The organism is Phenylobacterium sp. (assembly GCF_004799395.1).
In the GTDB taxonomy this organism is placed as follows: Bacteria; Pseudomonadota; Alphaproteobacteria; order Caulobacterales; family Caulobacteraceae; genus Phenylobacterium.
Genome location: NZ_SSMZ01000334.1, coordinates 1 through 23,892, shown reverse-complemented (window position 1 = coordinate 23,892; position 23,892 = coordinate 1). Strand labels below are relative to the sequence as shown.

Below are 23,892 nucleotides of genomic sequence, written 5' to 3'. Positions count from 1 at the left end.
CCATGAGCAGCGCTGGGCGGCGTTCCGGTCTAGGCTCGGGGCCATGAACGACAATGTCCCCGACGGCGCGCGGACCTCTCCCGCCACGGCGCGCAATCGCCAGCCGATCCTGGAGGTCCTGCGGCCTCGCCTGCCGGCCGGCGCGCGGGTGCTGGAAGTGGCGAGCGGGGCAGGCGAGCACGCGATGTTCCTGGCCTCGGCCCTGGCGGGCGTGAGCTGGCGGCCGAGCGACCGCGATCCCGAGGCCCTCGCCAGCATCGAGGCGTGGCGCGCCGCGGCCGGCCCGCCGAACCTGGCCGCGCCGATCCGCCTGGACGCCGCGGACCTGGCTTCCTGGCCAGCTGGACCGTTCGAGGCCGTGGTCTGCATCAACATGGTCCACATCTCGCCCTGGGCGGCGAGCGAAGGGCTGATGGCCGGCGCGGGTCGCGTGCTGGCGCCCGGCGGCCGGCTGTTCCTGTATGGGCCCTACATCGAGGCCGACGTGGAGACCGCGCCCAGCAACCAGGCTTTCGACGAAAGCCTGAAGGCGCGCGATCCGGCCTGGGGCCTGCGCGACCTGGCCGACATCAAGGGGCTGGCGACCGCCAACGGCCTGGCGTTCTCGGAACGCCTCGCCATGCCGGCCAACAACCTGATCGTGGCGTTCGAAAAGCCCTAGGACTTAAGGTCCGGGCGCGAGGCGAGGAACGCGGCCTTCTCGGCGGGCGTCAGCACCTTGGCCTTCTTCTGGCGCGAGACCCTGGGCGTTGGCGGGGCATAGACCCCGGCGGGCGCCGGGGCGGGCTTCAGGTCGGCGAACCGCTTCGGCGGGGGTTTCATGCTTTGGGACGTCCTAGCGTTTGCGGAATCGTTTGGCCTCGGCCGCCAGGGACGCGCCCCACGGATCGGGACGATTGTCCTCCGGCGCGAACGGGAGCGCGCCGGCCACGCCGCGGATGGCGAGCCAGAGTTGCTGATTGAAATGGCCCAGCACACGCAAGGGCCGGCGCTTGTCGTCGGTGACGTCCCAGCCCTCCGCCTCGAAGGCGGTGACCTGGGCCGGGATCGGCAGGCGCTCGGGCCTGTCCCAGCCGGCGGGGCGCGGGTGGTCCTCGGCCTGATCGGCCGTAAGGCCGAAGTTGGCCACCGAGCATTCGTCGATCTCGGGGTGTTCGGCGCGGGCCTCGGGCTCGGCGAAGTCGCGCTTCAGGATCGCGCGGTACTCGAGGTCGTTGACCCCGGGCAGGTCGATCAGGCGGCGTAGGCGCTCCATCAGGCTGGCCTATCGCGCTTCGCGGGATTTAGGTTGGAAAAAAGCGCCCGACCCTGTCGGATCGGGGCGCGGTCGATCGTCCTTCGGGTGGAGACGACAAGGAGCACGCCATGCCGAAGATCCACCCCTTCCTGTGGTTCCGCGACCAGGCGGTCGAGGCCGCGAAGTTCTACGTCTCGGTCTTCCCCAATTCGAAGATCCTAGGCGATCAGGCCAAGACCGACGGCACGCCGGGGGTGCTGGCCATCGACTTCGAGCTGGACGGCCAGCGAGTCACGGCCCTGAACGGCGGCGACTACTTCACGCTCAGCGAGGCCTTTTCCTTCTTCATCGATTGCCAGGACCAGGCGGAGCTCGACCACTATTGGGAAAAGCTGCTGGACGGCGGCGCGCCCATGCAATGCGGCTGGCTGAAGGACCGCTTCGGTCTCACATGGCAGGTCGTGCCGAAACAGCTCTTCGAAACCATCTACGGCCCGGACCCCGCCGGCCGCGAACGGGCTACCGCGGCCATGATGGAGATGGTCAAGCTCGACGTCGCGAAGCTGGAAGCCGCCTACGCCGGCGAAGGCTAGCGGTTGATCTCGATTGTCAGGGCCCAGGCGTTGGCCAGCGCCACGACGTAGCTGAGCAGCAGGCCGGGGACGAGCCAGTAGACCCCGACCGCGCCGCGCCAGAGCAGCACCGCGCCCGCGATCCAGATGGAGATCGCCATCACCTGGCCCATGCCAGCAGCGCCTCCTGCGCCCGGTTCGGCAGGTAGCCGCAGCTGAGGATCTTGGTCAGGTTCAGCGAGACGCCGACGAACACCAGGCCCGCCAGTCCCGCCGAGGCGCCCACCTGGGTCATGAAGAAGCGTCCCAGCCGGGCATCAGGCCGCCTAGCGGAACAGCTTGAGGTCGACGGCGTCGCCCATCACCCGATAGCCGGCGTCGTTGGGGTGCAGCCAGTCGCCGGACTGCAGCTCGGCGCGCATGCGCTCGGGCTTGACGGGGTCGCGGATGGCGGCGTCGAAGTCGATGACGCCGTCGAATTCGTGGCCGGTGCGGATCCAGGCGTTGATCTTCTGGCGCTCGGCCTCGCCGGCCGCGCTGAAATAGGCCGCGCCGCCATAGGGCAGGATCGTGCCGCCGATGATCTTCAGCCCGTGCTCATGGGCGCGGGCGATCAGCTGGCGATAGCCGGCGATGATGTCGGCAGCGGCGGGCGTGGGCTTGGTCATGCCGAGGTCGTTGACGCCCTCCAGCACCGTCACGTGGGTGACGCCGGGCGCCGAAAGCACGTCGCGATCGAAACGGCTGAGCGCGTTCTGACCGAAGATCGGCAGGGCCTCGGCGAGCACCCGATTGCCGCTGATCGCGGTGTTGACCACGGCGAAGGGCTGTTTGCCGGCCGCCAGGCGCTCGGCGAGCCGGTCGGGCCAGCGGTGGTTCGTGTCGTCCGTCGAACGGTAGCCGTCGGTGATGGAGTCGCCGAAGGTCGCGATGACGGGCCCGGAGGGCGCGGCGGTCTCCACATCCACCTCGGTCAGGAAGGCGCGGTAGTCGCCGGCGCCCTTGGCAGGGGCCGGCGGCGCCTTCGTGGCGTCTCCGGGGGCTATCGAGATCAGATCCATCCCGGTCATGTGGCAGGTGCAGCCGTTAGTGTCGGCTGGCAGGAAGAGACTGACGCGCAAGCGGGCGAGCGGCTTGGTCGGCAGTGCGACCGCGTCGCTCAGCATCGGCGCGCCCTGCGGGATCAGCGCCGCAGCCGCGCCGGAGAAGGTCACCGTCCGCTCGCTGCCGGCGACGACGGCGCCGTCCGCGCCCACCAGGGCGACCCGCGCGGCGCCGATCTGCAGCGGCTTGGCGCCGTATTCATTGGAGAGCCGGATGCGCAGCTTGGGGCCGCCCGCCGAAAGCCGAACCACCTGGGTGATCGTCTGGTTGCTGAACGTGGGCGTGCCGCGCGCCGGATTGTTCGGGGGCGCAGCCATGGGCAAGGCCGGCGAGGCCCCCCAGCTTCCGATCCAGTGGGCGGGGGCCGCCTGCACGGCGGGGGCGGCGAGGGCAAATGCGCACGCGAGGATGGCCAGACGCATGATTTTCTTCCCCAACGCGACCTGTCGCGCCGATTTCGGCGCAGGGTTCTTGCTTGACCGCCGCCGTGTGACATTCCGATAAGTCGGGCCAGGGATCAACGGAGCGCCGGGGCATGAGCGAAGCGATCGAACGCGAGGCGATGGAATATGACGTCGTCATCGTGGGCGCAGGGCCGTCGGGCCTGTCGGCCGCGATCCGCCTGAAGCAGCTGGCCGCCGCGGCCGGCGCCGAGATCACAGTCGCGGTGCTGGAAAAGGGCTCCGAAGTCGGGGCGCACATCCTGTCCGGCGCGGTGGTCGATCCAAGCGGCATCAATGAGCTGCTGCCCAACTGGAAAGAGCTGGGCATCCCGCTGGAGACCCAGGTCACCCGCGACAAGTTCGTCATGCTGGGTCCGCAGGGCGAACTCGACATCTCCTGGCTGCCGTTCCCCAAGTGGATGCTGAACCACGGCAACTACATCGCCTCGCTGGCCAACGTCTGCCGCTCGCTGGCGCAGCACGCCGAGAGCCTGGGCGTGGAGATCTATCCCGGCATGGCCGCTTCGGAGGTGGTCTACAACGCCGACGACTCCGTGAAGGGCGTCGTAGCCGGCGTCTTCGGCATCGGCAAGGACGGCAAGCCCGGCCCCGATTATCAGCCGGGCATCGAGCTGCACGCCAAATACACCTTCATCGGCGAGGGCGTCCGCGGCTCGCTCGCCAAGCAGCTGCAGGCCAAGTACAGCCTGGCCGAGAACCGGGATCCGCAGAAATTCGGCATCGGGATCAAGGAGTTGTGGCAGGTTCCGGATGCGGCCTTCGAGTCTGGCCTGACCCAGCACACCTTCGGGTGGCCGCTGGACAACGCCACCGGCGGCGGCTCGTTCATGTACCACTTCGGGGACAACTATGTGTCCATCGGCTTCGTGCTGCACCTGAACTACAAGAACCCCTGGCTCTCGCCCTTCGACGAGTTCCAGCGCTTCAAGACCCACCCGTCCATCAAGCGCTATCTCGAAGGCGGCAAGCGCATCGCCTATGGCGCGCGGGCCATTACAGAAGGCGGTTCGCAATCCCTGCCGCGGCTCTACTTCCCGGGGGGCGTGCTGCTCGGCTGCTCGGCCGGGATGGTCAATGTGCCCCGCATCAAGGGCAGCCATAACGCCGTGAAGAGCGGCATCCTGGCCGCGGAAGCCGCGTTCGCCGCGATCCAGGGCGGCCGCTCGGGCGACGACCTGACGGCCTATGAAGAGGCCTACGCCACGTCCTCCATCGCCAAGGAGCTGTGGAACGTCCGTAACTTCAAGCCGCTGTGGTCGAAGTTCGGCACCATCCCGGGCCTGGTCCTGGGCGGCATGGACGCGATGATCGCCACCATCTTCGGCGGCTGGTCGCCGTTCGGCACGCTCAAGCACGGCAAGAGCGACGCCGACTCCACGGGTCTGGCCAAGGACTTTAAGCCGATCGTCTATCCGAAGCCGGACGGTGTCTTCTCGTTCGACAAGCTCTCCAGCGTCTTCCTGTCGAACACCAACCACGACGAGAACCAGCCGGCGCACCTGAAACTCAGCGACCCGGCGGTGCCGATTTCGATCAATCTGCCGAAATTCGGGGAGCCGGCGCGGCTCTACTGTCCCGCCGGCGTCTATGAGGTGCTGTACGACGAGGCGGGCAATAACCCGAAGTTCCAGATCAATTTCCAGAACTGCGTCCACTGCAAGACCTGCGACATCAAGGACCCGTCGCAGAACATCAACTGGACGACGCCCCAGGGCGGCGACGGTCCTAACTATCCGAACATGTAACTGTGCGTAGGCTTTGCGAGAGCACGGCGCCTTGCCGTGGCCATCCTTAGAGCCGAAGGTCCGCCCATGCGCCTGCCCCGACTGCTCACCGCCGCTGCTCCCCTGGTCCTGATGGCCGCCTGCGCCACAGCGCCGGCAGGTTCCCCGTCGGCCGGCGCCGCGGGGTCGCCCGCCGCGGCCGAGCAGTTGGCCAACACGTCCTCCTACGGCAAGTTCCTGGCCGGCGAGCAGGCCCTCAACAACGGCCGTTCGGCCGAGGCGGCGAAGTTCTTCGACCAGGCGCGGGCGGGGAGCGGGGACACCATGATCGCCGAGCGGGCTTTCACCGCCGCCCTGCTGGCCGGCGAAATCCAGAAGGCGTCCGCCCTGGCGCCCACCGGCGACCAGGCTGGAGAAGCCTCCAAGCGGCTCGGCAAGCTGGTGGTGGCCGTCGAGGCGCTCGCCGACGGCAAGGGCAAGGAAGCCCTGGCCCTGTTCAACGATCCGGCCATCGGCTTCCCGCACAAGCCGGCTGCGGCCCTCCTGGCCCCCTGGGCGGCGGCCCAGGCCGGCGACACTGAAGCTTCGATCGCCCGGCCATCGGTCCGCGGCGACCGGCTGGTGGACTATTTCGGGCAGCTCGCCCAAGGCGCGCTGTTCGAGCGGGCCAAGCGCTATGACGAGGCGGAGACCGACTTCAAGGCGGTGGTCTCGGTGGAGCAGCCGACTGAGATGGCCGTGCTGGCCTATGGCGGCTTCCTGGAACGCCGCGGCCGCCGGGTCGACGCGCTGGCGCTTTACGGCGACGCGCTGGCCCGCGAGCCGGATTCGATCGCGGTGAAGGCCGCCCAGGCGCGCGCCTCGGCGGGCAAGTCCGTGCCCCCGATGCCGACGATCCGTGAAGGCGCCGCCCAGGCCCTGCTGGCTCCCGCCGCCACCATGATCGCCGCCAAGCAGACCCAGTTGGCGCTGATTTATCTGCGGCTGGTGCTGCGGCTCGACCCCGCCCGCGACGAGGCCTGGGTGATGGTCGGCGACCTGATGACCGGCGGCGGCGACACCGAATCCGCCCGCGCGGCTTACGCCCATCCGAAGCCGGGCTCGATGGAATATTCCACGGCCCAGGCCAAGCTCGCCTGGACCTACCAGGGCGCCGACGACAAGGAGACAGCGCTGAAGCTGGCCCGCGCCGCAGCGGCCGGCGGCGACACCGACGCGCGCGTCACCCTGGCCGATCTGCTGCGCTCCGACGAGCAGTACGGCGAGGCGGCGAAGGTGCTGGACGGGCTGATCGCGCAATCCAAGACGCCGGACTGGCGGCTGCTCTATTCGCGCGGCGTCACCGAAGAGCGGCTGAACCGCTGGCCGGAGGCGCAGGCCGACCTGCAGGCGGCCTTGGCGGCGCACCCGGACGAGCCGGAGCTGTTGAACTATCTGGGCTATTCCTGGATCGACCGGGGTGAGCACCTGAAAGAGGCGCTGGCCATGGTGCAGAAGGCCGTGGCCTCCGATCCGCGCTCCGGGGCCATGGTCGACAGCCTGGGCTGGGCCTATTTCCGCATGGGCGACTACAAGCAGGCGGTGGAGAAGCTGGAAGAAGCGGTCGAGCTCGAGGCCGGCGATCCGGAAATCAACGACCACCTGGGCGACGCCTACTGGAAAGTGGGGCGGCGTGACGAGGCGCAGTTCCAGTGGCGCCGCGTGCTGACGCTGAAGCCGGATGACAAGATCAAGGCCAGCGCGGAGACCAAGCTGGCCTCGGGGCTGGGCCCGGACGGCCCGACGCCCAAACTCGCCGACAAATAGGCCATGACTGGAGCGGCGTTCGCGCCCGCCAAGGTGAACCTGTACCTGCACGTCGGAGCGCCGCAGGGCGGCTTTCACCCGATCTGCAGCCTGATGGCCTTCGCAGACGTCGGCGACCGGGTCTCGACCTTCCAGGCCGAGGCCCTGAGCCTGAGCGTCGGCGGGCCGTTTGCGCAGAGCCTGGACGCCGGCGAGGACAACCTGGTCATGCGGGCGGCCCGCGCCCTGATCGCCGAGGCCATGGGGCCATTGCCACCGATCGGGATCAGCCTGGACAAGCGCCTGCCGGTGGCCTCGGGCCTGGGCGGCGGCTCCAGCGACGCGGGCGCGGCCCTGCGGCTGCTGCGTGAAACCTTCGGCCTGGCGGTCGGCGATGACCGGCTCGAGGCGTTGGCGGCCTTGCTCGGCTCGGACGGCGCGGCGTGCCTGTGGGGCGCGCCGGCGACCGCTCAGGGGCGGGGAGAGCGGCTGAGCGCCGCGCCGGGCCTGCCGGTGCTGGACGCGGTGCTGGTCAATCCCCGCGTGCCGGTGTCCACCGCCGAGGTCTATCGGCGCTACGACGCCCAAGGCCGCTTCAGCGACGTGACGCCGCCGGCCGCGCCGGGCGCCTTCGAGGACGCCACGGAGCTGGCCGCCTGGCTGACGGGCCTGCGCAACGACCTGGAAGCTGCGGCCATCGCCGTGGCGCCGGCGGTGGGCGCGGTGCTGGAAACCCTGGCGGACGAGCCGGAAACCCTGCTGGCGCGCGTGTCCGGCTCCGGCGGGACCTGCTTCGCCCTATGCGCCGGCGACATCGAGGCCGAGGGCCTCGCCGAGCGGCTGGAGGCCATGGCGCCGGACTGGTGGGTCCAGCGATGCCGCCTGGGTGGGCCGTGGCCCGATCCGGCCTAAGCCAAGTCGCTCCCCATCGGAGGACCTGTCAGCAAGGCTGACCGAGGCGTCCCCCTGGGTTTGAGCGGAAGCCCCTCCGGCCTTTCGGGACACCCGAAGGGGAGGAATCGCCAAACGAAAACGGGGGCCCCGAAGGACCCCCGTTCCGTATTCCCGCTCTCGTCGGGTTGTGCTTAGCCGTGCACGATCTCGCCGTGGAGGTTGATGTCGAGACCCTCGACCTCGACCTCTTCGGAAACCCGCAGGCCGATCGTGTACTTGATCACCAGCAGGATCACGAAGGTCACGACCCCGCAGTAGAGGAAGGTCGCGCCCACGTCGTAGAACTGCAGCACCATCTGGTGGGGGTTGCCCTCCAGCAGGCCGCCCTTCGGCGCCGATCCGGGATTGATCAGCTTGCTGGCGAAGACGCCGGTCAACAGGGCGCCCAGAGCCCCGCCGACGCCGTGCACGCCCCAGCAGTCGAGGGCGTCGTCGTAGCCGATCATCTTCTTCACGTGGACCGCAGAGATGTAGCAGACCACCCCGGCCGCGAGGCCGATGATCAGTGCGCCCACCGGGTTCACGAAGCCGGACGCCGGCGTGATCGCCACCAGGCCCGCCACGGCGCCTGAGACCATGCCCAGGACCGACGGCTTCTTGGAGATGATCCACTCGGCGAACATCCAGGCGAGCGCCGCGGCGGCCGTGGCGATCTGGGTCGCTGCGGCGGCCATGCCGGCGTTGACGTTGGAGGTCACTGCCGAGCCGGCGTTGAAGCCGAACCAGCCAACCCACAGCAGCGAGGCGCCGATCACGCTGTAGGCCAGGTTGTGCGGCGCCATGTTCTCGACGCCGAGGCCCTTACGCTTGCCGAGCATCAAGGCCGCGACGAGGCCCGCGGTGCCGGCGTTCAGGTGCACGACGGTGCCGCCGGCGTAGTCCAGCGCGCCCATGGTCCCCAGCCAGCCGCCGCCCCACACCCAGTGGGCGATCGGGCAGTAGACCAACAACAGCCAGGCGCCCATGAAGGCCAGGAAGGCGGAGAACTTCATGCGGTCAGCCAGGGCGCCGGCGATCAGGGCCGGGGTGATGATCGCGAAGGTCATCTGGAAGAACATGTAGACGGACTCGGGGATCGTCGGGGCCAGCGTGCTGGTCGCGTTAAGCCCCATCGGTCCGAGCAGCAGGTACTTCACGCCGCCGATCAGGGCGTTGTTCTTGCCACCGTCGGTGAAGGCGATCGAGTAGCCGATGATCATCCAGAGCACGGTGATCAGCGCGGTCGCGCCGAAGCTCTGGGCGAGGGTCGCCAGGATGTTCTTCTTGCGCACCATGCCGGCGTAGAAGAGCGCCAGGCCCGGGATGGTCATCATCAGCACCAGGCAGGACGAGGTGAGCATCCAGGCGGTGTCGCCGGTGTCGATCTTCACCGGGGCCGGAGCCGCGGCGGGCGCAGCCGCGGCCGGAGCGGCCGCCGCAGCGGTGGCGTCAGGTGCGGCAGGTGTCGCCGGAGCCGCGGCGGCGGGCGCCGGAGCGGCCGGCGCGGCGGGGGTTTGCGCGAGCGCGGATCCGGCGAACGGACCCCCGATCACGGCGGCGGCGAGCGCGAGCCCTGCCAGCCTTTTCAATCCGATAAGCTTCATGGCTGTCATGTCCCCTTGAATTTTGACCGCTAGAGCGCCGCGGCGCCGGTTTCGCCGGTCCGGATGCGCACGGCGTCCTCGACATTGAGGACGAAGATTTTGCCGTCGCCGATTTTGCCTGTGGCCGCGGCGGCCTTGACCGCCTCGACCGCCTTGCCGACGGCGGCGTCATCGACCACCGCCTCCAGCTTCACCTTGGGCAGGAAGTTCACCTGGTACTCAGCGCCCCGGTAAATTTCGGTCTGCCCCTTCTGCCGGCCGTAGCCTTTGACTTCCGAAACCGTCAGGCCTTCGACACCGGCGCCGACGAGCGCTTCGCGCACGTCATCCAGCTTGAAGGGTTTGACGATCGCCATGATCAGTTTCATCCGCTCGCTCCCGCGCGGTCCTTGAGGCTGGACCGGCCGTCTATGTTGACTTTGGCGCCGCTGCGAATTGTCCCCATCCCCGTCTCGCAGCGGTCGTCAGACGCTATCGGCGCGGGGCCCAGGCGCGGCCCGATGGGGTAGGGAAGCTGAGCAAGAAGGCGGCCGGCGCCCGATCTGTGGGCGACCCTGGGGCGGGTTGCCTGGAATTTGAGCGATTGGACCGTCCAGCCCGCTAGTTTTGGCGTGTGAACGCCGCTTTCACGAACGCGTGACCTGGAAACCTAGCCTCCGACACGCGTAGGACACGGCGAACCCTCATGGTACGTGCGCGTTCCCAAGACCTGTTTGAATTCAGACCGAGGACCTGATGCCGATCCATCGTTTGCTGACTGCGGCTGCGGCCGTCTCCTTGCTTGCCGGCGCCGCCGTCGCTCAGACTCCGCCGCCCGCCGCCGCGCCGCCCGCCGCCTCGACCGCCGCGGTGGCGAAGCTCGTCCCGAACGGCGACCTCAGCAACACGCTGCGCGCTTCGCCCAATTTCACGGTGTTCACCAAGGCGCTGGACGCCACGAACCTGTCCAGCCTGCTGAAGTCGAGCCCGGGCCTGACGGTGTTCGCGCCCACCGACGCGGCGTTCCCGCAGTCGAAGCTCGACAGCATGATGTCCGACAAGCCGGGCCTGCAGAAGTTCCTGCTGCACTACATCATCAACGCCAAGATCGACTCCTCGAAGATCAAGGGCGCGCACGGCGGTCTGCCCAGCGGCGCGGGGGACAAGATCGTCGTGGACGGCACCGCCGCCGACGGCACGCTGAAGGCCGACAACGCCACCATCATCCAGTCGGATGTGATGGCTTCGAACGGCGTCATCCACGTGGTGGACGCCCTGATGGTCGCGGGCTCGGTGCCCGAGACCCTGCCAGAGCCTCCGCCGGAGGCCGCTGCGGCCGCGCCGGAACCGGCTCCGGCCGCTCCGCCGACCAAGAAGAAGAAATGAACCTTCACCGGCGTGGGGCTTTCTAGTTGCTGACGAAGGCAACCGGAGACCCAGCCATGAAGATCGCCACCCTGATCACCGCCGTCGCCGCGACCGCCCTCATCGGCGGCGCGGCGTACGCGCAGCAGACCACGACCACCACGACGACGGCCGCGCCCCCCGCGCCGGCTGCGACGGCCACGACCGACGCCACGGCGGCCCCCACCGGCGCGGCGATCTCCACCTCGGTGACCACGAGCGACCCGGCCACCGGCGCTTCGGTGACCAACACGCTCACCACCAACGGCCCGGTGCCCGACACCAAGGAAAACCGCGCCAAATACGGCCAGCCCATGTCGCAGGCCGGCAAGCGCACGGCGCCCAAGGGCAACTAAGCAAACGCATTCGATTTCCGCCTCTTAGGGCGGGTTGAAGCCGAGGTCGGCGGGCCCTATGGTCCGCCGACTTTTTTTGCGCCTGCGAACAAGCCTCAACCAGCCCAGCCCCATGCCCGACAAGCCGCTTTCGTTTCAGGACCTGATCCTGAAGCTGCACGAATATTGGGGGGCGCAAGGCTGCGTGATCCTGCAGCCGCACGACATTGAAGTGGGCGCGGGAACTCTGCACCCGGCGACGGTGCTTCGGGCGCTGGGACCCAAACCCTGGCGGGCGGCCTATGTGCAGCCCTCGCGCCGTCCGGCCGACGGCCGCTATGGGGAGAACCCCAACCGGCTGCAGCACTATTACCAGTACCAGGTGATCCTGAAGCCGAACCCCGACAACCTGCAGGATCTCTACCTGGGCAGCCTGAACGCCATCGGCCTCGACACGCGCCTGCACGACATCCGCTTCGTCGAGGACGACTGGGAAAACCCCACAGTCGGCGCCTGGGGCCTCGGCTGGGAGGTCTGGTGCGACGGGATGGAGGTGACCCAGTACACCTACTTCCAGCAGGTGGGCGGCCTGGACGTCTGGCCGGTGGCCGGCGAGCTGACCTACGGCCTGGAGCGCCTGGCCATGTACCTGCAGGGCGTCGACCATTTCACGCAGCTGGCGTTCAACGACCCTGACGGTCCAGCGCCGATGACCTATGGCGACGTCTTCCTGGAGAACGAACGCCAGCAGTCGGAGGCCAATTTCCACGGCTACGACGTCGACATGCTGAAGCGCGAGTTCGAGGATATGGAGGCAGAGGTCCCGCGCCTGCTGGCGCTCACGGGGCCGCAGGGCCAGGCGATCGTGCTGCCGGCCTACGACCACGTGCTGAAGGCCAGCCACCTGTTCAACAAGATGGATTCGCGCGGCGCCATCGCCGTCGCCGAGCGCCAGAGCTACATCGGCCGCATCCGCGACCTGACCAGGATGTGCGCCGAAGCCTGGGTCGCCAACGAAGGCGGGAACGGCTGACCATGCCGCAGCTGTTGCTCGAACTGTTCTCCGAAGAAATCCCTGCGCGAATGCAGGCCAATGCGGCGCGCGACCTGGAGCGGATGGCGCGTGAGCGTCTGGCGGCCGAGGGGCTGCTGCCGGAGGCGCTGAAGACCTTCGCCGGCCCGCGGCGGCTGACCCTGATCGCCGAGGGCTTGCCGGCCGCGCAGAGCGACCGGCACGAGGAGCGCAAAGGCCCCCGCGTGGGTTCGCCCGACCAAGCGATCGAGGGCTTCCTGCGCTCCACGGGCCTGACGCGCGACCAGCTCACCGAGCGCGACGGCGTCTATTTCGCCCACCTGCACAAACCCGGACGCCCTACCGCCGAGATCGTCGCCGAGATGGTCGACGGCATCGTGCGGACCTTTCCGTGGCCCAAGTCGATGACCTGGGGCCGCGGGACCCTGCGCTGGGTGCGGCCGCTGAAGCGCATCCTCTGCGTCTTCGACGGCCAGGTGGTCCCGTTCTGGATCGACGAGGTCCAGTCCGGCGACACCAGCGAGGGCCACCGCTTCATGGGCAGCGCCAAGCCGTTCTGGGCGCGCAACTTCGACGAATATGACGACGAACTCCGCAGCCACTTCGTGGTCCTCGATCCCGAGGAGCGGAAGGAGCGGATCATGGATGCGGCGCGCACCCTCTGCTTCGCGCGCAACCTCGATCTCGTGGAGGACGAAGGCCTGCTGGACGAGGTCGCAGGGCTCGCCGAATGGCCGACGCCGATCCTGGGGGACATGGACCCGGATTTCCTGGACCTGCCGCCGGAGGTGATCCGCACCTCCATGCGCACGCACCAGAAGTATTTCGCCGTGCGCGATCCGCGGTCGGGGTTCCTCGCGCCCCACTTCGTCACCGTGGCCAATGTCGAAGCGGCAGACGGCGGCAAAGCCATCGCGGCGGGAAACGCCAAGGTGCTGTCGGCGCGGCTCTCCGACGCCCGGTTCTTCTGGGACGAGGACCTGAAAGTCCGCCTGGAAGACCGGCTGGAGAAGCTGAAGGGCGTCACCTTCCACGCCAAGCTCGGGACAATGTACGAGCGGGTGGAGCGGATCACCGCCTTGGCCGGCGAACTGGCGGCCCATACGGGGGCCGACAAGGCGCTGGCCGAGCACGCGGCGCGGCTCTGCAAGTCGGACCTGGGCTCAGGAATGGTCGGTGAGTTCCCTGAACTCCAGGGGATCATGGGCGGCTACTACGCGGGGAAGGAAGGCCTCGATCCGGAAGTCGCCGACGCGATCCGCAGCCACTATCGCCCCCAGGGCCCCAACGACGACGTGCCGGTGCAAGCGGTGGCCGCCACGGTGGCGCTGGCCGACAAGCTCGACACGCTGGTCAGTTTCTTCGCCATCGACGAGAAGCCCACCGGCAGCCGCGACCCCTATGCCTTGCGCCGCGCGGCCCTGGGCGTGATCCGCATCCTGCTGGCGACGCGCACGCGCCTGCCGCTCAGCCCGCTCGCCGGCGTTGACCTGATCGCCTTCTTCGCCGACCGGCTGAAGGTGCTTCTACGCGAGCAGGGTGAGCGCCACGACCTCGTGGATGCGGTGTTCGCGCTGGGCGACGACGACATCGTCCGCATCGTCTCCAAGGTGAACGCGCTGTCCGGCTTCCTCGGGACCGAGGACGGCAAGAACCTGCTGGCCGGCTACAAGCGCGCGGTGAACATCCTCAAGGCCGAGGAGAAGAAGGGACCACTGCCGACCGGCGAGCCCAACGCCTCGGCGCCGGGCGAGGAGGGCGCGCTGACCAACGCCGTCGGCCATATGGAGGTCGAGGTCGGCAAGGCGCTCGACAAGGAAGACTACGCCGCGGCCATGCGCGAGCTTGCCCTCCTGCGCGAGCCGGTGGACGCCTTCTTTGACAAGGTCTTAGTGAACTCCGATGTAGCTGCGGAACGGGAAAACCGGCTCCGGCTTCTGATCAAGGTGCGCGACGCGATGGGCCGCGTGGCGGACTTCGGCCAGATCACCGGCTAGCCAGACCAGACGACGAGGGACAACGATGCCGGCCGAGACGATGACCAAGACGCGCTGGGTCTACGCCTTTGGCGGCGGGCGCGCGGATGGCGACGCCTCGATGAAGAACCTCTTGGGTGGCAAGGGCGCCAACCTGGCTGAGATGTCGTCGCTCGGCCTGCCGGTGCCGCCGGGGTTCACCATCACCACCGAGGCCTGCGTCCACTACTACGGCAACGAAAAGCGCTATCCGGCCGAACTCGAGGGCGAGGTGGCCACGGCCCTGAAGATCGTCGAACAACAGACCGGCAAGACCTTCGGCGACCCGGCCAATCCGCTGCTGGTCTCGGTGCGCTCCGGCGCGCGGGCCTCGATGCCCGGCATGATGGACACGGTGCTGAACCTGGGCCTCAACGACCAGACGGTCGAGGGCCTGGCCAAGCTGGCCGGCGACCGCCGCTTCGCCTTCGACAGCTACCGCCGCTTCATCCAGATGTACTCCAACGTGGTCCTTGATCTGGACCACCACATGTTCGAGGAGATCCTCGACGAACATAAGGAGCGGCTCGACGTCACCGTCGACACCGCGCTTTCCGCCGACGATTGGGAAGCCGTGGTCCGCGACTATAAGAAGGCGGTCGAGGGCGAGCTCGGCCAGGCCTTCCCGCAGGATCCGCAGGCCCAGCTATGGGGCGCGGTCAGCGCGGTCTTCGCCAGCTGGATGAACGACCGGGCGAAGTTCTACCGCCGCATGCACGACATCCCGGAAAGCTGGGGCACGGCGGTCAACGTCCAGTCGATGGTGTTCGGCAACATGGGCGAGACCTCGGCCACCGGCGTCGCCTTCACCCGCAACCCGTCCACCGGCGAGAACCGGCTCTACGGCGAGTTCCTGATCAACGCCCAGGGCGAGGACGTGGTGGCCGGCATCCGCACGCCCCAGGCGCTGACCAAGATCGCCCGCGAGGAGATGGGCGAGAAGAACCCCTCGATGGAGGAGGCGCTGCCCGACGTCTTCGTCCAGTTCAAAGCGGTCGTCGAAAAGCTCGAGACCCACTACCGCGACATGCAGGACATCGAGTTCACGGTCGAAAAGGGCCGGCTCTACATGCTGCAGACGCGCAACGGCAAGCGCACCGCCAAGGCCGCGCTGAAGGTCGCCGTCGACCTGGCGTCCGAGGGGCTGATCACGCGGGAAGAGGCGGTGATGCGCGTCGAGCCGTCGTCCCTCGACCAGCTGCTGCACCCGACCATCGACCCGGCGTCAAACCGCGAGGTCATCGCCACCGGCCTGCCGGCCTCGCCCGGCGCGGCCACCGGCAAGATCGTCTTCACCGCCGCGGACGCCGAACTGCAGGGCGGCTCGGTCGGCGCGGTGATCCTGGTGCGCGAGGAGACCTCGCCCGAGGACATCCGCGGCATGGACGCCGCGCGCGGCATCGTCACGGCCCGCGGCGGCATGACCAGCCACGCCGCCGTGGTCGCCCGCGGCATGGGCCGGCCCTGCGTCTCCGGCGCCGGCGAGATCCACATCGACGCCAAGACCGGCGAGATGCGCGCGAGGGGCCGCACGTTCAAGGCCGGCGATATCATCACCATCGACGGCTCGACCGGCGAGGTGCTGACTGGCGACGTCAAGATGATCGAGCCGGAGCTTTCCGGCGACTTCGCGACCTTGATGGAATGGGCCGATGGTGTCAGGCGCCTGAAGGTTCGCGCCAATGCCGAGACGGCGGTCGATGCGACGACGGCGCGTCAGTTCGGCGCCGAGGGCATCGGCCTTTGCCGCACCGAGCACATGTTCTTCGACCCCACCCGCATCCAGGCAGTGCGCGAGATGATCCTGGCGGATGACGAGGCGGGTCGTCGCACGGCGCTGGCCAAGATCCTGCCCATGCAGCGCGACGACTTCGTTGAACTGTTCGGGATCATGGAGGGCCTGCCGGTCACCATCCGCCTGCTCGACCCACCGCTGCACGAATTCCTTCCGCATACGGAGGAAGACATAGCCTCGGTGGCTGCGGCCTCGGGGCTCGATCCCGAGAAACTGAAGCGCCGGGTGGAAGACCTGCACGAGGTCAATCCGATGCTAGGCCTGCGCGGGTGCCGCCTAGGCGTGAGCTTCCCCGAGATCTACGAGATGCAGGTCCGCGCCATCATCGAGGCGGCCTGCGAAGTGGCTACCGCCGGCCGGCCCGCGCCGATCCCGGAGATCATGCATCCCCTGGTCGCCAAGGGCGAGGAGATGAAATTCCTCCGCATACTGACGGATCGCGTCGCCAGGCAGGTGATCGCCGAAAAGGGCCGCGAGATCGAATACCTGGTCGGCACCATGGTGGAACTGCCGCGGGCCTGCATGCGCGCGGGCGATCTGGCCGAGAACGCGGAGTTCTTCTCCTTCGGCACCAACGACCTGACCCAGACCACCTTCGGCATCAGCCGTGACGACAGCGGCCGATTCCTGAACGCCTATATCGACAAGGGCATATTCGAGAAGGACCCCTTCGTCAGCCTCGACCAGGAGGGCGTCGGCGACCTGATCCGCGTCGCCGCCGAGCGCGGCCGCGCGGTGCGGCCGGACGTCAAGCTCGGCATCTGCGGCGAACACGGCGGCGACCCGGCCTCGATCGCCTTCTGCGAGAGCGTCGGCCTGGACTACGTCTCCTGCTCGGCCTACCGCGTGCCGATCGCCCGGCTGGCTGCGGCGCAGGCGGCCATCGGCGAGCGCGAAAAGGACCGCTAGGTAGGTCCTAACGCCCGGCGTGCTGGCCGATCCAGGCGTCGACCTGGGGCAGGCGCCTGTTCTGGATGTCGGCGTTGTTGCGGATGCGCGACAGCGCCACCTGCACCTCGCCCTGGGCGTCCGGCGGGATGTTCTTGGCGGCGAAGAGCCGCAATTCTTCGGCCAACCTGGGATCGTTCGAGCCCTCCGCGACGCGTGGCACGAAGGTGGAGCGGCCGAGCGTGTCCAGGGTCCTGGTGATCGCTGGCAGGTTGGCCAGTGTGAAGCGCCAGGCCAGCTGCGGATGGGCGGCGGCGACCTCGCGCACCAGGGTGGGCGCCAGGTTGGTCGGCGCCTCGTCGGTGACCGACAGCGCCAAGACCTGTTCGGCCAGGGCCTCGTCCTCCACCGCGGCGAGATCGACGTAGAGGTCGTTGCGCTCCAGCGGGTCGCGGGCGGCCCGGGCCAGGGCGCGGATCGCCTGGAACGTCTGCGGATCGGCGGCGCGGGCGGCGCCCACCAGCACCCAGCGCCGCTCGCCGGCAGATAGCTTGGTCAGGTTGTTCTGCGTGGCGTCGAAACGGCGGCGGGCCTCCGCGGCGACCTTGGGGTCGTCGAGCTGGCTCAAGGCCAGCAGCAGGGTCTCGCGCAACAGGGCGTCGGCGGCGGACTCGCCGTCGTGGGCGTCAAACCCCACGCGCTTGAGCGCCGGGGCGAGCACAGCCGAGGCCCAGGCGCGGTAGGCGGCGCGGCGCGGCCCGGGCGCGTAATAGCCGTCGAGGCCTGCGAGCGTGCGCGCCTGGCCGCGCCAGACCACCGCATCGGCGGTGCTGGGGAGTTCTGCGGTCAGCCGCAGGTAGTTGGCGATCGGCGCCTGGCCAGCCATGCCCAGCGCGAGGCCATCCTGCAGCAGGCCCAGCTGGTCCGCCGCGCCGATACGGGCGAAAGCGTCGGCGAGCGGCGCGAACGACGGGCCGTCGTAGACCACCCGGTAGTAGCCGAGCTGGCCGGCGTTCACGATGTCGCCGACGTATCCACCCTGTGGTGAGGTGCGGGAGATGAACCGCTCGCGGATCGGGCCGCCGGCGGCCGGTTGCAACTTGATCGGCGCGCGCCAGGACAGCACGCGTGCGTCCATGGCCGCCAGGTCCATGCGGCTGGCGGCGATATTCACACCCTGGACCACGACATCGTCGGTCAGTCGGGTCTCCGTGAGGATGATGCCCGCCGAACTCGACGATACGTGGACCAACGGCACGCCCGGCTGGGCGGTGAAGTCGCGGGCCACCAGGGACACCGGCTTGCCGGCCGCCGCGTCGATGGCCCGCCAAAGGTCGTCGCTGGTGGCGTTGCCGTAGGCGTGCTCGGCCAGGTAGGCGCGCACGCCGGCCCGCCAGGCGTCGGGCCCTGAATAGGCCTCCAGCATGCGTATCACCGCCTCGCCCTTCTTGTAGGTGATGGCGTCGAAGGCCTGTTCGGCCTGGGCCACGGTCGCCACGCGCTGCACGATCGGATGAGCGCCAGTCCGCGAATCCAGCAGCATGGCCTCGTCCTTGTCGCCGAGCGCCGTCAGCAACGACCGCCACTCCGGATGGAAGTGGTCGGTGGCCTTGGTCGCCATCCAGGAGGCGAAGCCCTCGTTGAGCCAGAGATCGTCCCACCAGGCCATGGTGACCAGGTCGCCGGACCACAGGTGCGCCATCTCGTGGGCGATGACCCGGTAGACCACTTCGCGGTCGCCGGCGCTGGAGAGCTTCGGGTCGAAGATGACGTTGGTCTGGCTGAAGAGGATGGCGCCCCAGTTCTCCATCGAGCCGGAAACGTCGCCAGGCGCCGCCACCAGGTCGAGCTTGGGCAGGGGGTATTTCTGGCCAAAGTAGTCATTGTAGAACGGCAGCAGCTGGACGGCGGTGTCGAGCGCGTAGGTTGCTTGGGCGGTCTGGCCCTTGCGCACGACGACGCTGACCTTGACCCCGTCCACCTCGCGGCTCAGCCGCTCCATGTCGCCGACGCCGAAGAACAGCAGATAGCTGCTCATCCGGGGCGTGGGCTCGAAGGAAACCTTCTTCTGGCCGCCGCCCAGCGGTTCGCTGGAGGCCTCCGGCATGTTGGAGACCGCCATCTGGCCCTGTTGGACGACCGCCCGCAGGGTGAAGACCGCCTTCTTCGACGGCTCGTCGAACACCGGCAGGAAGCGGCGCGCGTCGGCCGGCTCGAACTGGGTGGTGAGCATGCGCCCGCCGGCATAGTCCACGTGGAAGAAGCCCGTCGCGCTGTCGGCGATCTTGCCTGAATAGTCGAGGGTCAGGATGTGATGGCCGGGCGCGAGATTGTGGCCCGTGGCGAAGGCGGCGGTCTGGGTCCTGGCGTCCACCGCGGCCGTGGCGGGCGCGCCGTCGATCTGGGCCCTGTCGAAGGTGAGATTGAGGGCGTTCAGCACCACCCGATCGGTCCCGCGCCTGACTTCGACGGCGATGGTCTCATGGCCGGTGAAGGTCAGCTTCTCCGGATCGGGAGCGATCGTCAGGTCGTAGCTCACCGGCTCGACGCCCGCGGGCAACTGAGTCGGGGTTGCGGCGGCGAGGGCCGTGAACGGCGCGGCGGCTAGAGCGGCGGCCAGGGCGATCAGACGACCCATGGTGCTACCAGGTCCAGGCCCTGGCCGAGGCGCGGCAGCCGCCGTCCTTCCAGCCCTTCCAGCCTCGCCCGCGCACCACGCGTCCTGCCGGCGCGCCGGTGGCCTCGCTGTCCTTCAGCACCTGGATTCCGTTGACCCAGACGTCAGTGACGCCCGTCGCGTACTGCTGCGGCTTCACGAAGGTGGCGTGATCGGCGACCGTGGCCGGATCGAACACCACCACGTCGGCGAGATAGCCTACCTTCAGCATTCCGCGATTGTGCAGGCCGAGATTGTGAGCGGGCAGGGCTGCCAGCCGCCGGACCGCCTCGGGCAAGGTGAGCAGCTTCTCGTCGCGGGCGTATTTGCCCAGCACGCGGACGAAGTTGCCGTAGGCGCGCGGATGCGTCGACGACAACAGGAAGACCCCCTCCGGCGCCTGGGCCGACGCGTCGGAGCCGAAGCTGACCCAGGGTAGGGCCATCTGCCGGGCGACATTGGCCTCGTTCATCGAGGAATAGACAACCTGGACGCGGGTGCCGTCCTCGATGATCAGGTCGATGATGGTGTCTTCCGGGCTCGTGCCGCGTTCCTTGGCGACCTCGGCCAGGGTCTTGCCGGTGAGCGGCTTCAGCTTCGGGTTCTTGAAGCCCACCAGCAGGGTGCCCTCCGCGCCGCCGGCCTGGCGGAAAGCGTTTTCCCAGTCCTTGGGATGCTCCTCGCGCATCTCGGCGATGACCTTGGCGCGCGTGGCCGGGTCCTTCAGCCGCGCGATCCAGGCCTCGAGGCCGCCGGCCTGCACCCAGGTCGGCATGGCCGCGTCGAAGCCCGTCGAGGAGGCAGCATAGGTGTACATGTCGGCGGTGACCCGCTGGCCGCGCGCGCGCGCGGCTTCGATCCTGCCGATGAACGCGTCCTCCTTGCCCCAATTGCCCTTGCCGGCGGTCTTCATGTGGAAGATCTCGGCCGGGGTCCCGGATTGGCGGGAGATGTCGATCAGCTCATCCGTGGCCTCGAACAGGTGATCGCCTTCGGAGCGCATGTGGCTGATGTAGATGCCGCCGCAGCGGCCGGCCTCGGTGACGAGCGCGGTCAGTTCGGGCGTCTTGGCGAAGGTTGAAGGCGCGTAGATCAGAGCCGAGCCCACGCCCATGGCGCCGTCTTCCATGGCCTGGTCGACCAGCTTGCGCATCTGATCCAGCTGGGCGGGCGTCGGCTGCGCGTCGTCCTCGCCGAGGACGTTGACTCGGATCGTGCCGGCTCCGACGAAGGACGCGACGTTCAGCGCGATGCCGTGCTGGGCGAGCGCCTGCAGGCCGCCGTCGAGCGTGGTCCAGGTCACCGGATATTTGACGTCGTGTTCCCGCTGTTCGGTCAGCTTGGCCATCTTCGGCGTCAGCGGGCCGATGGAGGAGCCTTCGCCCATGACCTCCAGGGTCACGCCCTGGCGAAGCTCCGACATGCCGCGGCCGTCGGCGATCAGGCTGTCCTCGGAGTGGGAGAGCATATTGATGAAGCCGGGCGCGACGGCCTTGCCATGGGCGTCGACCTCACGCCTGCCGTGGCCGGGCGCGTGCGGGCCGACATAGGCTATGCGGTCGCCCTTGATCGCCAGGTCGCCATGGATGGGGGCGCCGCCGGAGCCATCCAGGATCTCGCCGCCGCGGATGACGATGTCATAGCCGGGCGCCTTGGCCGCGCCGAGGCAGGCTGTGGCGGCGAGCACGGCCAGCGACGCGGCGACGTAAGACTTCATGGGCGACTCCCCGAATTTTCACCGCAGATTAGCGCGGTTTCTTCGTCCGTGTGCATCGGGGCCTGACAAGCGTCGCAATCTCTGGCCTCCTCGTCGCACAAGAGAAGCGGGGGGAGGCCGAAATGGCCCAGGGATTCGATCCGGCCGCCGCGACGGCGGCCTATCTGGCGACGCTGCCGCCGGAGGTCCACGCCAAGGCCACGGCTTACACCCAAGGCGGTCACTGGGTGCTGCTGTGGACGACGCTGGTCAGCATCCTGGCGTCCTGGATCGTCCTGAAGAGCGGGATTCTCGTGCGGCTGCGCGATGGCGTCGAAGCGAAGAAGCCGCGCCCCTGGCTCGCGGTCCTGGTCGTGTTGGTGGTCGATGGGATCGCGGAGGCTGTGATCGGCGTCCCTTGGGACGCCTATTCCCGCTGGTGGCGGGAAAAGGCCTACGGCTTCACCAACCGCGCCTTCGGCGGCTGGTTGGGCGAGCACCTCCTGCAGATGACGATCGGCCTCATCGCCGCGGCCATCGTGTTCTCGCTGCTCTATTGGCTCTTCCGCCGCTTCCCGAACACCTTCTGGCTATGGGCCGGCCTGGGGATGGCCGTCTTCGGCATTGTCTTCTTCATTCTGCAGCTCTTCCTGATCGAGCCGCTGTTCAACACCTACAAGCCCGCGCCGCCGGGGCCCGTGCGCGACGAGGTGGTCGCGATGGCCAAGCAGGTGGGCATGCCCTCGGACAAGATCCTGATCTACGACGGCTCGAAGCAGTCCAACCGCTATACCGCCAACGCTGGCGGCATCTTCGGCTTCGGCCGGGTCGCCATGAGCGACGTGATGTTCAAGAAGGACGCCGACCAGGCCGAGGTGCGCGGGGTCGTGGGCCACGAAATGGGCCACTATGTTCGCAAGCATGTCCTGGCGGGAGCCGTCTTCCAGGGCCTGACCGTGCTGGTCGGGCTCCTCCTGATCGGCCGCCTGTTCCCGTGGGCGACGCGGGTGCTGGGCGCCAAGGGCGTGACCGGCCTGGCCGATCCCGCGGGTCTGCCGGTGATCTCGATCCTCGCGGCGGTGCTGGGTCTGCTGGCCACGCCGGTCACCAACACCTTCAGCCGCTGGGTGGAGGCCGACGCCGACCACTTCTCGGTGGTCCACTTCAACGAGCCCGATGGCCTGGCCAAAGCCCTGGTGAAGACGCTGGAATACCGCGCCGACAGCCCCTCGGAGATCGAGGAGTTCATCTTCTACGACCACCCGTCTGTGCGCGCACGCGTGCGGGCGATGATGGACTGGAAGGCCTCGCACCCGCCAACTGCGGCCGCCCCGGCGGACACCGGGTCCCAGGCCCAGTCGGAAGCTCCCCACTGAATTCGATTGGCCCGATGGATCCCGGCTTCCGCCGGGACACGCGGCTCAGGGGTCAGCGCTTCCTGACGAACACCGTGCCGGCGGAATAGCCGGCGCCGAAGGAGCAGATCAGGCCGGTCTCGCCGGGGGCGAAGTCGTCGCTGGCCCGGTGGAAGGCGATGATCGAGCCGGCGGACGATGTGTTGGCGAACTCGTCCAGGATGATCACGTTCTCGCCCGGCGCCGGATCGCGGCCGAGGACGCGTTTGCCGATCATCTCGTTCATGTTGATGTTCGCCTGGTGCAGCCAGAGACGTTTCAGCCCCGACGGGTCGAGGCCGATGTCGTGGGCGTGCTCAACGATCATCTCGGAAACCATCGGCACCACCTCTCGGAACACCTTGCGGCCCTCCTGCACGAACAGTTTGTCGGTGGCGCCGATCCCATCGGGCGCGGCGCGGTTCAGGAAACCGAAGTTGTTGCGGATGTTGTTGGAGAACTGGGTCTTCAGCCGGGCGCCGAGGATCTCCCAGCCGCCCGTCGCCTGGGCCGCATCCTCGACGATCACGGCGGTCGCCACGTCGCCGAAGATAAAGTGGCTGTCGCGGTCGCGGAAGTTCAGGTGGCCTGAACAGATCTCCGGATTGACCATCAAGACCGCCCTGGCCGAGCCCGAGGCCACGAAATCGGCCGCGGTCTTGATGCCGAACGTGGCCGAGGAACAGGCGACGTTCATGTCGAAGGCGAAGCCCTCGATGCCCAGCGCCTGCTGCACCTCGATGGCCATGGCCGGGTAGGCGCGCTGCATATTGGAGGCCGCGCAGATAACCGCGCCGATCTCGCTGGCGGGCTTGCCCCAGCGTTCGATCGCCTGCTTCGCCGCGGCGACAGCCATTTCGGCCAGCACCGACAGTTCCTCATTCGTGCGCTCGGGGATGTTCGGCCGCATCACCTCGGGGTCGACCAGGCCGGTCTTGTCGACCACGTAGCGGGCCTTGATGCCCGAGGCCTTCTCGATGAATTCGACCGAGGAGGGCGTCAGGGCGGCGACCTCGCCGGCCTCGATCGCCTGGGCGTTGGCGGCGTTGAAGCGCGCCACATAGGCGTTGAAGGTCTCAACCAGCTCGGCGTTCGAGAGGCTGTACGGCGGCGTGTAGAGGCCGGTGGCGGCGATCACGGCTTGCGGCAAGTTTCACGTCTCCAGCGGCGAAGGGCGGAGTGATAGCACGCCCAGCGCGCCGTGCGCCTAGACCCCGTCCTGGCTGACTTGAATCACGTCAGCCAGGGGAGACCACGGTCGTCGGCCATTTCTG

General features: G+C 68.5%; 21 protein-coding genes. 11 read left to right on the top strand and 10 right to left on the bottom strand.

Translation table 11 applies throughout. The features are described from left to right. The first annotated feature begins 43 nt into the window (after nucleotides 1-43). Nucleotides 44-661 carry a DUF938 domain-containing protein gene (locus E8A12_RS21580; protein ID WP_293372733.1) on the top strand — a complete coding sequence of 206 codons (618 nt, stop codon included), beginning with the start codon at nucleotides 44-46 and terminating at the stop codon, nucleotides 659-661. Here E8A12_RS21580 and E8A12_RS21575 read toward each other — a convergent pair. Both E8A12_RS21575 and E8A12_RS21570 read right to left on the bottom strand, forming a co-directional pair. Further along, nucleotides 658-822 (bottom strand): hypothetical protein, encoded by a 165-nt coding sequence (locus E8A12_RS21575; RefSeq protein ID WP_293372731.1) that lies wholly within the window; start codon nucleotides 820-822, stop codon nucleotides 658-660. The two genes, E8A12_RS21580 and E8A12_RS21575, sit on opposite strands and share 4 nt — an antisense overlap. 13 nt (nucleotides 823-835) lie before the next feature. Then, complete coding sequence (locus E8A12_RS21570; RefSeq protein WP_293372729.1) at nucleotides 836-1,255, bottom strand: hypothetical protein; 420 nt, start codon at nucleotides 1,253-1,255, stop codon at nucleotides 836-838. 110 nt (nucleotides 1,256-1,365) lie between these two features. On the opposite strand from E8A12_RS21570, the gene E8A12_RS21565 reads away from it, so the two are divergent. Then, nucleotides 1,366-1,830, top strand: a complete 465-nt coding sequence (locus E8A12_RS21565; protein WP_293372727.1) for a VOC family protein — start codon at nucleotides 1,366-1,368, stop codon at nucleotides 1,828-1,830. On the opposite strand, the gene E8A12_RS21560 is transcribed toward E8A12_RS21565, so the two are convergent. The 3 genes from E8A12_RS21560 to E8A12_RS21550 are packed head-to-tail and all read right to left on the bottom strand — an operon-like array spanning nucleotide 1,827 to nucleotide 3,335. After that, nucleotides 1,827-1,982 (bottom strand): hypothetical protein, encoded by a 156-nt coding sequence (locus tag E8A12_RS21560; RefSeq protein ID WP_293372725.1) that lies wholly within the window; start codon nucleotides 1,980-1,982, stop codon nucleotides 1,827-1,829. The two genes, E8A12_RS21565 and E8A12_RS21560, sit on opposite strands and share 4 nt — an antisense overlap. Then, nucleotides 1,970-2,104, bottom strand: coding sequence for a hypothetical protein (locus E8A12_RS21555; protein ID WP_293372723.1), 135 nt, complete (start codon nucleotides 2,102-2,104; stop codon nucleotides 1,970-1,972). The genes E8A12_RS21560 and E8A12_RS21555 overlap by 13 nt, the downstream gene beginning before the upstream one ends. Nucleotides 2,105-2,135: 31 nt before the next feature. Further along, nucleotides 2,136-3,335, bottom strand: a complete 1,200-nt coding sequence (locus E8A12_RS21550) for an SGNH/GDSL hydrolase family protein (RefSeq protein ID WP_293372721.1) — start codon at nucleotides 3,333-3,335, stop codon at nucleotides 2,136-2,138. 113 nt (nucleotides 3,336-3,448) lie between these two features. On the opposite strand from E8A12_RS21550, the gene E8A12_RS21545 reads away from it, so the two are divergent. The 3 genes from E8A12_RS21545 to E8A12_RS21535 all read left to right on the top strand — a co-directional run bounded on the left by E8A12_RS21545 (nucleotide 3,449) and on the right by E8A12_RS21535 (nucleotide 7,798). Further along, nucleotides 3,449-5,122, top strand: coding sequence for an electron transfer flavoprotein-ubiquinone oxidoreductase (locus tag E8A12_RS21545; RefSeq protein ID WP_293372719.1), 1,674 nt, complete (start codon nucleotides 3,449-3,451; stop codon nucleotides 5,120-5,122). Nucleotides 5,123-5,188: 66 nt separating this feature from the next. Next, nucleotides 5,189-6,907 carry a tetratricopeptide repeat protein gene (locus E8A12_RS21540; RefSeq protein WP_293372717.1) on the top strand — a complete coding sequence of 573 codons (1,719 nt, stop codon included), beginning with the start codon at nucleotides 5,189-5,191 and terminating at the stop codon, nucleotides 6,905-6,907. 3 nt (nucleotides 6,908-6,910) lie between these two features. Further along, the gene (locus E8A12_RS21535) at nucleotides 6,911-7,798 is read left to right on the top strand and encodes a 4-(cytidine 5'-diphospho)-2-C-methyl-D-erythritol kinase (protein ID WP_293372715.1); all 888 of its coding nucleotides are present in this window, start codon (nucleotides 6,911-6,913) and stop codon (nucleotides 7,796-7,798) included. 173 nt (nucleotides 7,799-7,971) lie between these two features. Here the strand turns inward: E8A12_RS21535 and E8A12_RS21530 are convergent, their stop codons facing one another. Both E8A12_RS21530 and E8A12_RS21525 read right to left on the bottom strand, forming a co-directional pair. Further along, on the bottom strand, nucleotides 7,972-9,423 hold the full coding sequence (locus tag E8A12_RS21530; protein WP_293372713.1) for an ammonium transporter: 1,452 nt from the start codon (nucleotides 9,421-9,423) through the stop codon (nucleotides 7,972-7,974). A gap of 29 nt (nucleotides 9,424-9,452) precedes the next feature. Further along, nucleotides 9,453-9,791 carry a P-II family nitrogen regulator gene (locus tag E8A12_RS21525; RefSeq protein ID WP_293372711.1) on the bottom strand — a complete coding sequence of 113 codons (339 nt, stop codon included), beginning with the start codon at nucleotides 9,789-9,791 and terminating at the stop codon, nucleotides 9,453-9,455. 367 nt (nucleotides 9,792-10,158) lie between these two features. Between E8A12_RS21525 and E8A12_RS21520 the strand changes: the two genes are divergently transcribed. From E8A12_RS21520 to ppdK, 5 genes are all read left to right on the top strand, one after another. Beyond that, the gene (locus E8A12_RS21520; protein ID WP_293372709.1) at nucleotides 10,159-10,788 is read left to right on the top strand and encodes a fasciclin domain-containing protein; all 630 of its coding nucleotides are present in this window, start codon (nucleotides 10,159-10,161) and stop codon (nucleotides 10,786-10,788) included. A gap of 56 nt (nucleotides 10,789-10,844) precedes the next feature. Further along, complete coding sequence (locus tag E8A12_RS21515) at nucleotides 10,845-11,162, top strand: hypothetical protein (RefSeq protein WP_293372707.1); 318 nt, start codon at nucleotides 10,845-10,847, stop codon at nucleotides 11,160-11,162. 112 nt (nucleotides 11,163-11,274) lie between these two features. Continuing rightward, the gene (locus E8A12_RS21510; RefSeq protein WP_293372705.1) at nucleotides 11,275-12,174 is read left to right on the top strand and encodes a glycine--tRNA ligase subunit alpha; all 900 of its coding nucleotides are present in this window, start codon (nucleotides 11,275-11,277) and stop codon (nucleotides 12,172-12,174) included. A 2-nt stretch (nucleotides 12,175-12,176) separates the two neighbouring features. After that, on the top strand, nucleotides 12,177-14,171 hold the full coding sequence (glyS, locus tag E8A12_RS21505) for a glycine--tRNA ligase subunit beta (protein ID WP_293372703.1): 1,995 nt from the start codon (nucleotides 12,177-12,179) through the stop codon (nucleotides 14,169-14,171). Nucleotides 14,172-14,196: 25 nt separating this feature from the next. Continuing rightward, nucleotides 14,197-16,893, top strand: coding sequence for a pyruvate, phosphate dikinase (ppdK, locus tag E8A12_RS21500; protein WP_293372701.1), 2,697 nt, complete (start codon nucleotides 14,197-14,199; stop codon nucleotides 16,891-16,893). A 7-nt stretch (nucleotides 16,894-16,900) separates the two neighbouring features. On the opposite strand, the gene E8A12_RS21495 is transcribed toward ppdK, so the two are convergent. Together E8A12_RS21495 and E8A12_RS21490 are read right to left on the bottom strand one after the other, a co-directional pair. Next, nucleotides 16,901-19,510, bottom strand: a complete 2,610-nt coding sequence (locus E8A12_RS21495) for a M1 family metallopeptidase (RefSeq protein ID WP_293372699.1) — start codon at nucleotides 19,508-19,510, stop codon at nucleotides 16,901-16,903. Nucleotides 19,511-19,514: 4 nt separating this feature from the next. Next, nucleotides 19,515-21,245, bottom strand: a complete 1,731-nt coding sequence (locus E8A12_RS21490) for a D-aminoacylase (RefSeq protein ID WP_293372697.1) — start codon at nucleotides 21,243-21,245, stop codon at nucleotides 19,515-19,517. Between the two features lie 122 nt (nucleotides 21,246-21,367). Between E8A12_RS21490 and E8A12_RS21485 the strand changes: the two genes are divergently transcribed. Beyond that, nucleotides 21,368-22,600 carry a M48 family metalloprotease gene (locus tag E8A12_RS21485; RefSeq protein WP_293372695.1) on the top strand — a complete coding sequence of 411 codons (1,233 nt, stop codon included), beginning with the start codon at nucleotides 21,368-21,370 and terminating at the stop codon, nucleotides 22,598-22,600. 52 nt (nucleotides 22,601-22,652) lie between these two features. Here E8A12_RS21485 and E8A12_RS21480 read toward each other — a convergent pair whose 3' ends face one another. Beyond that, complete coding sequence (locus E8A12_RS21480) at nucleotides 22,653-23,768, bottom strand: beta-ketoacyl-ACP synthase III (RefSeq protein WP_293372693.1); 1,116 nt, start codon at nucleotides 23,766-23,768, stop codon at nucleotides 22,653-22,655. Between the last annotated feature and the right edge of the window lie 124 nt (nucleotides 23,769-23,892).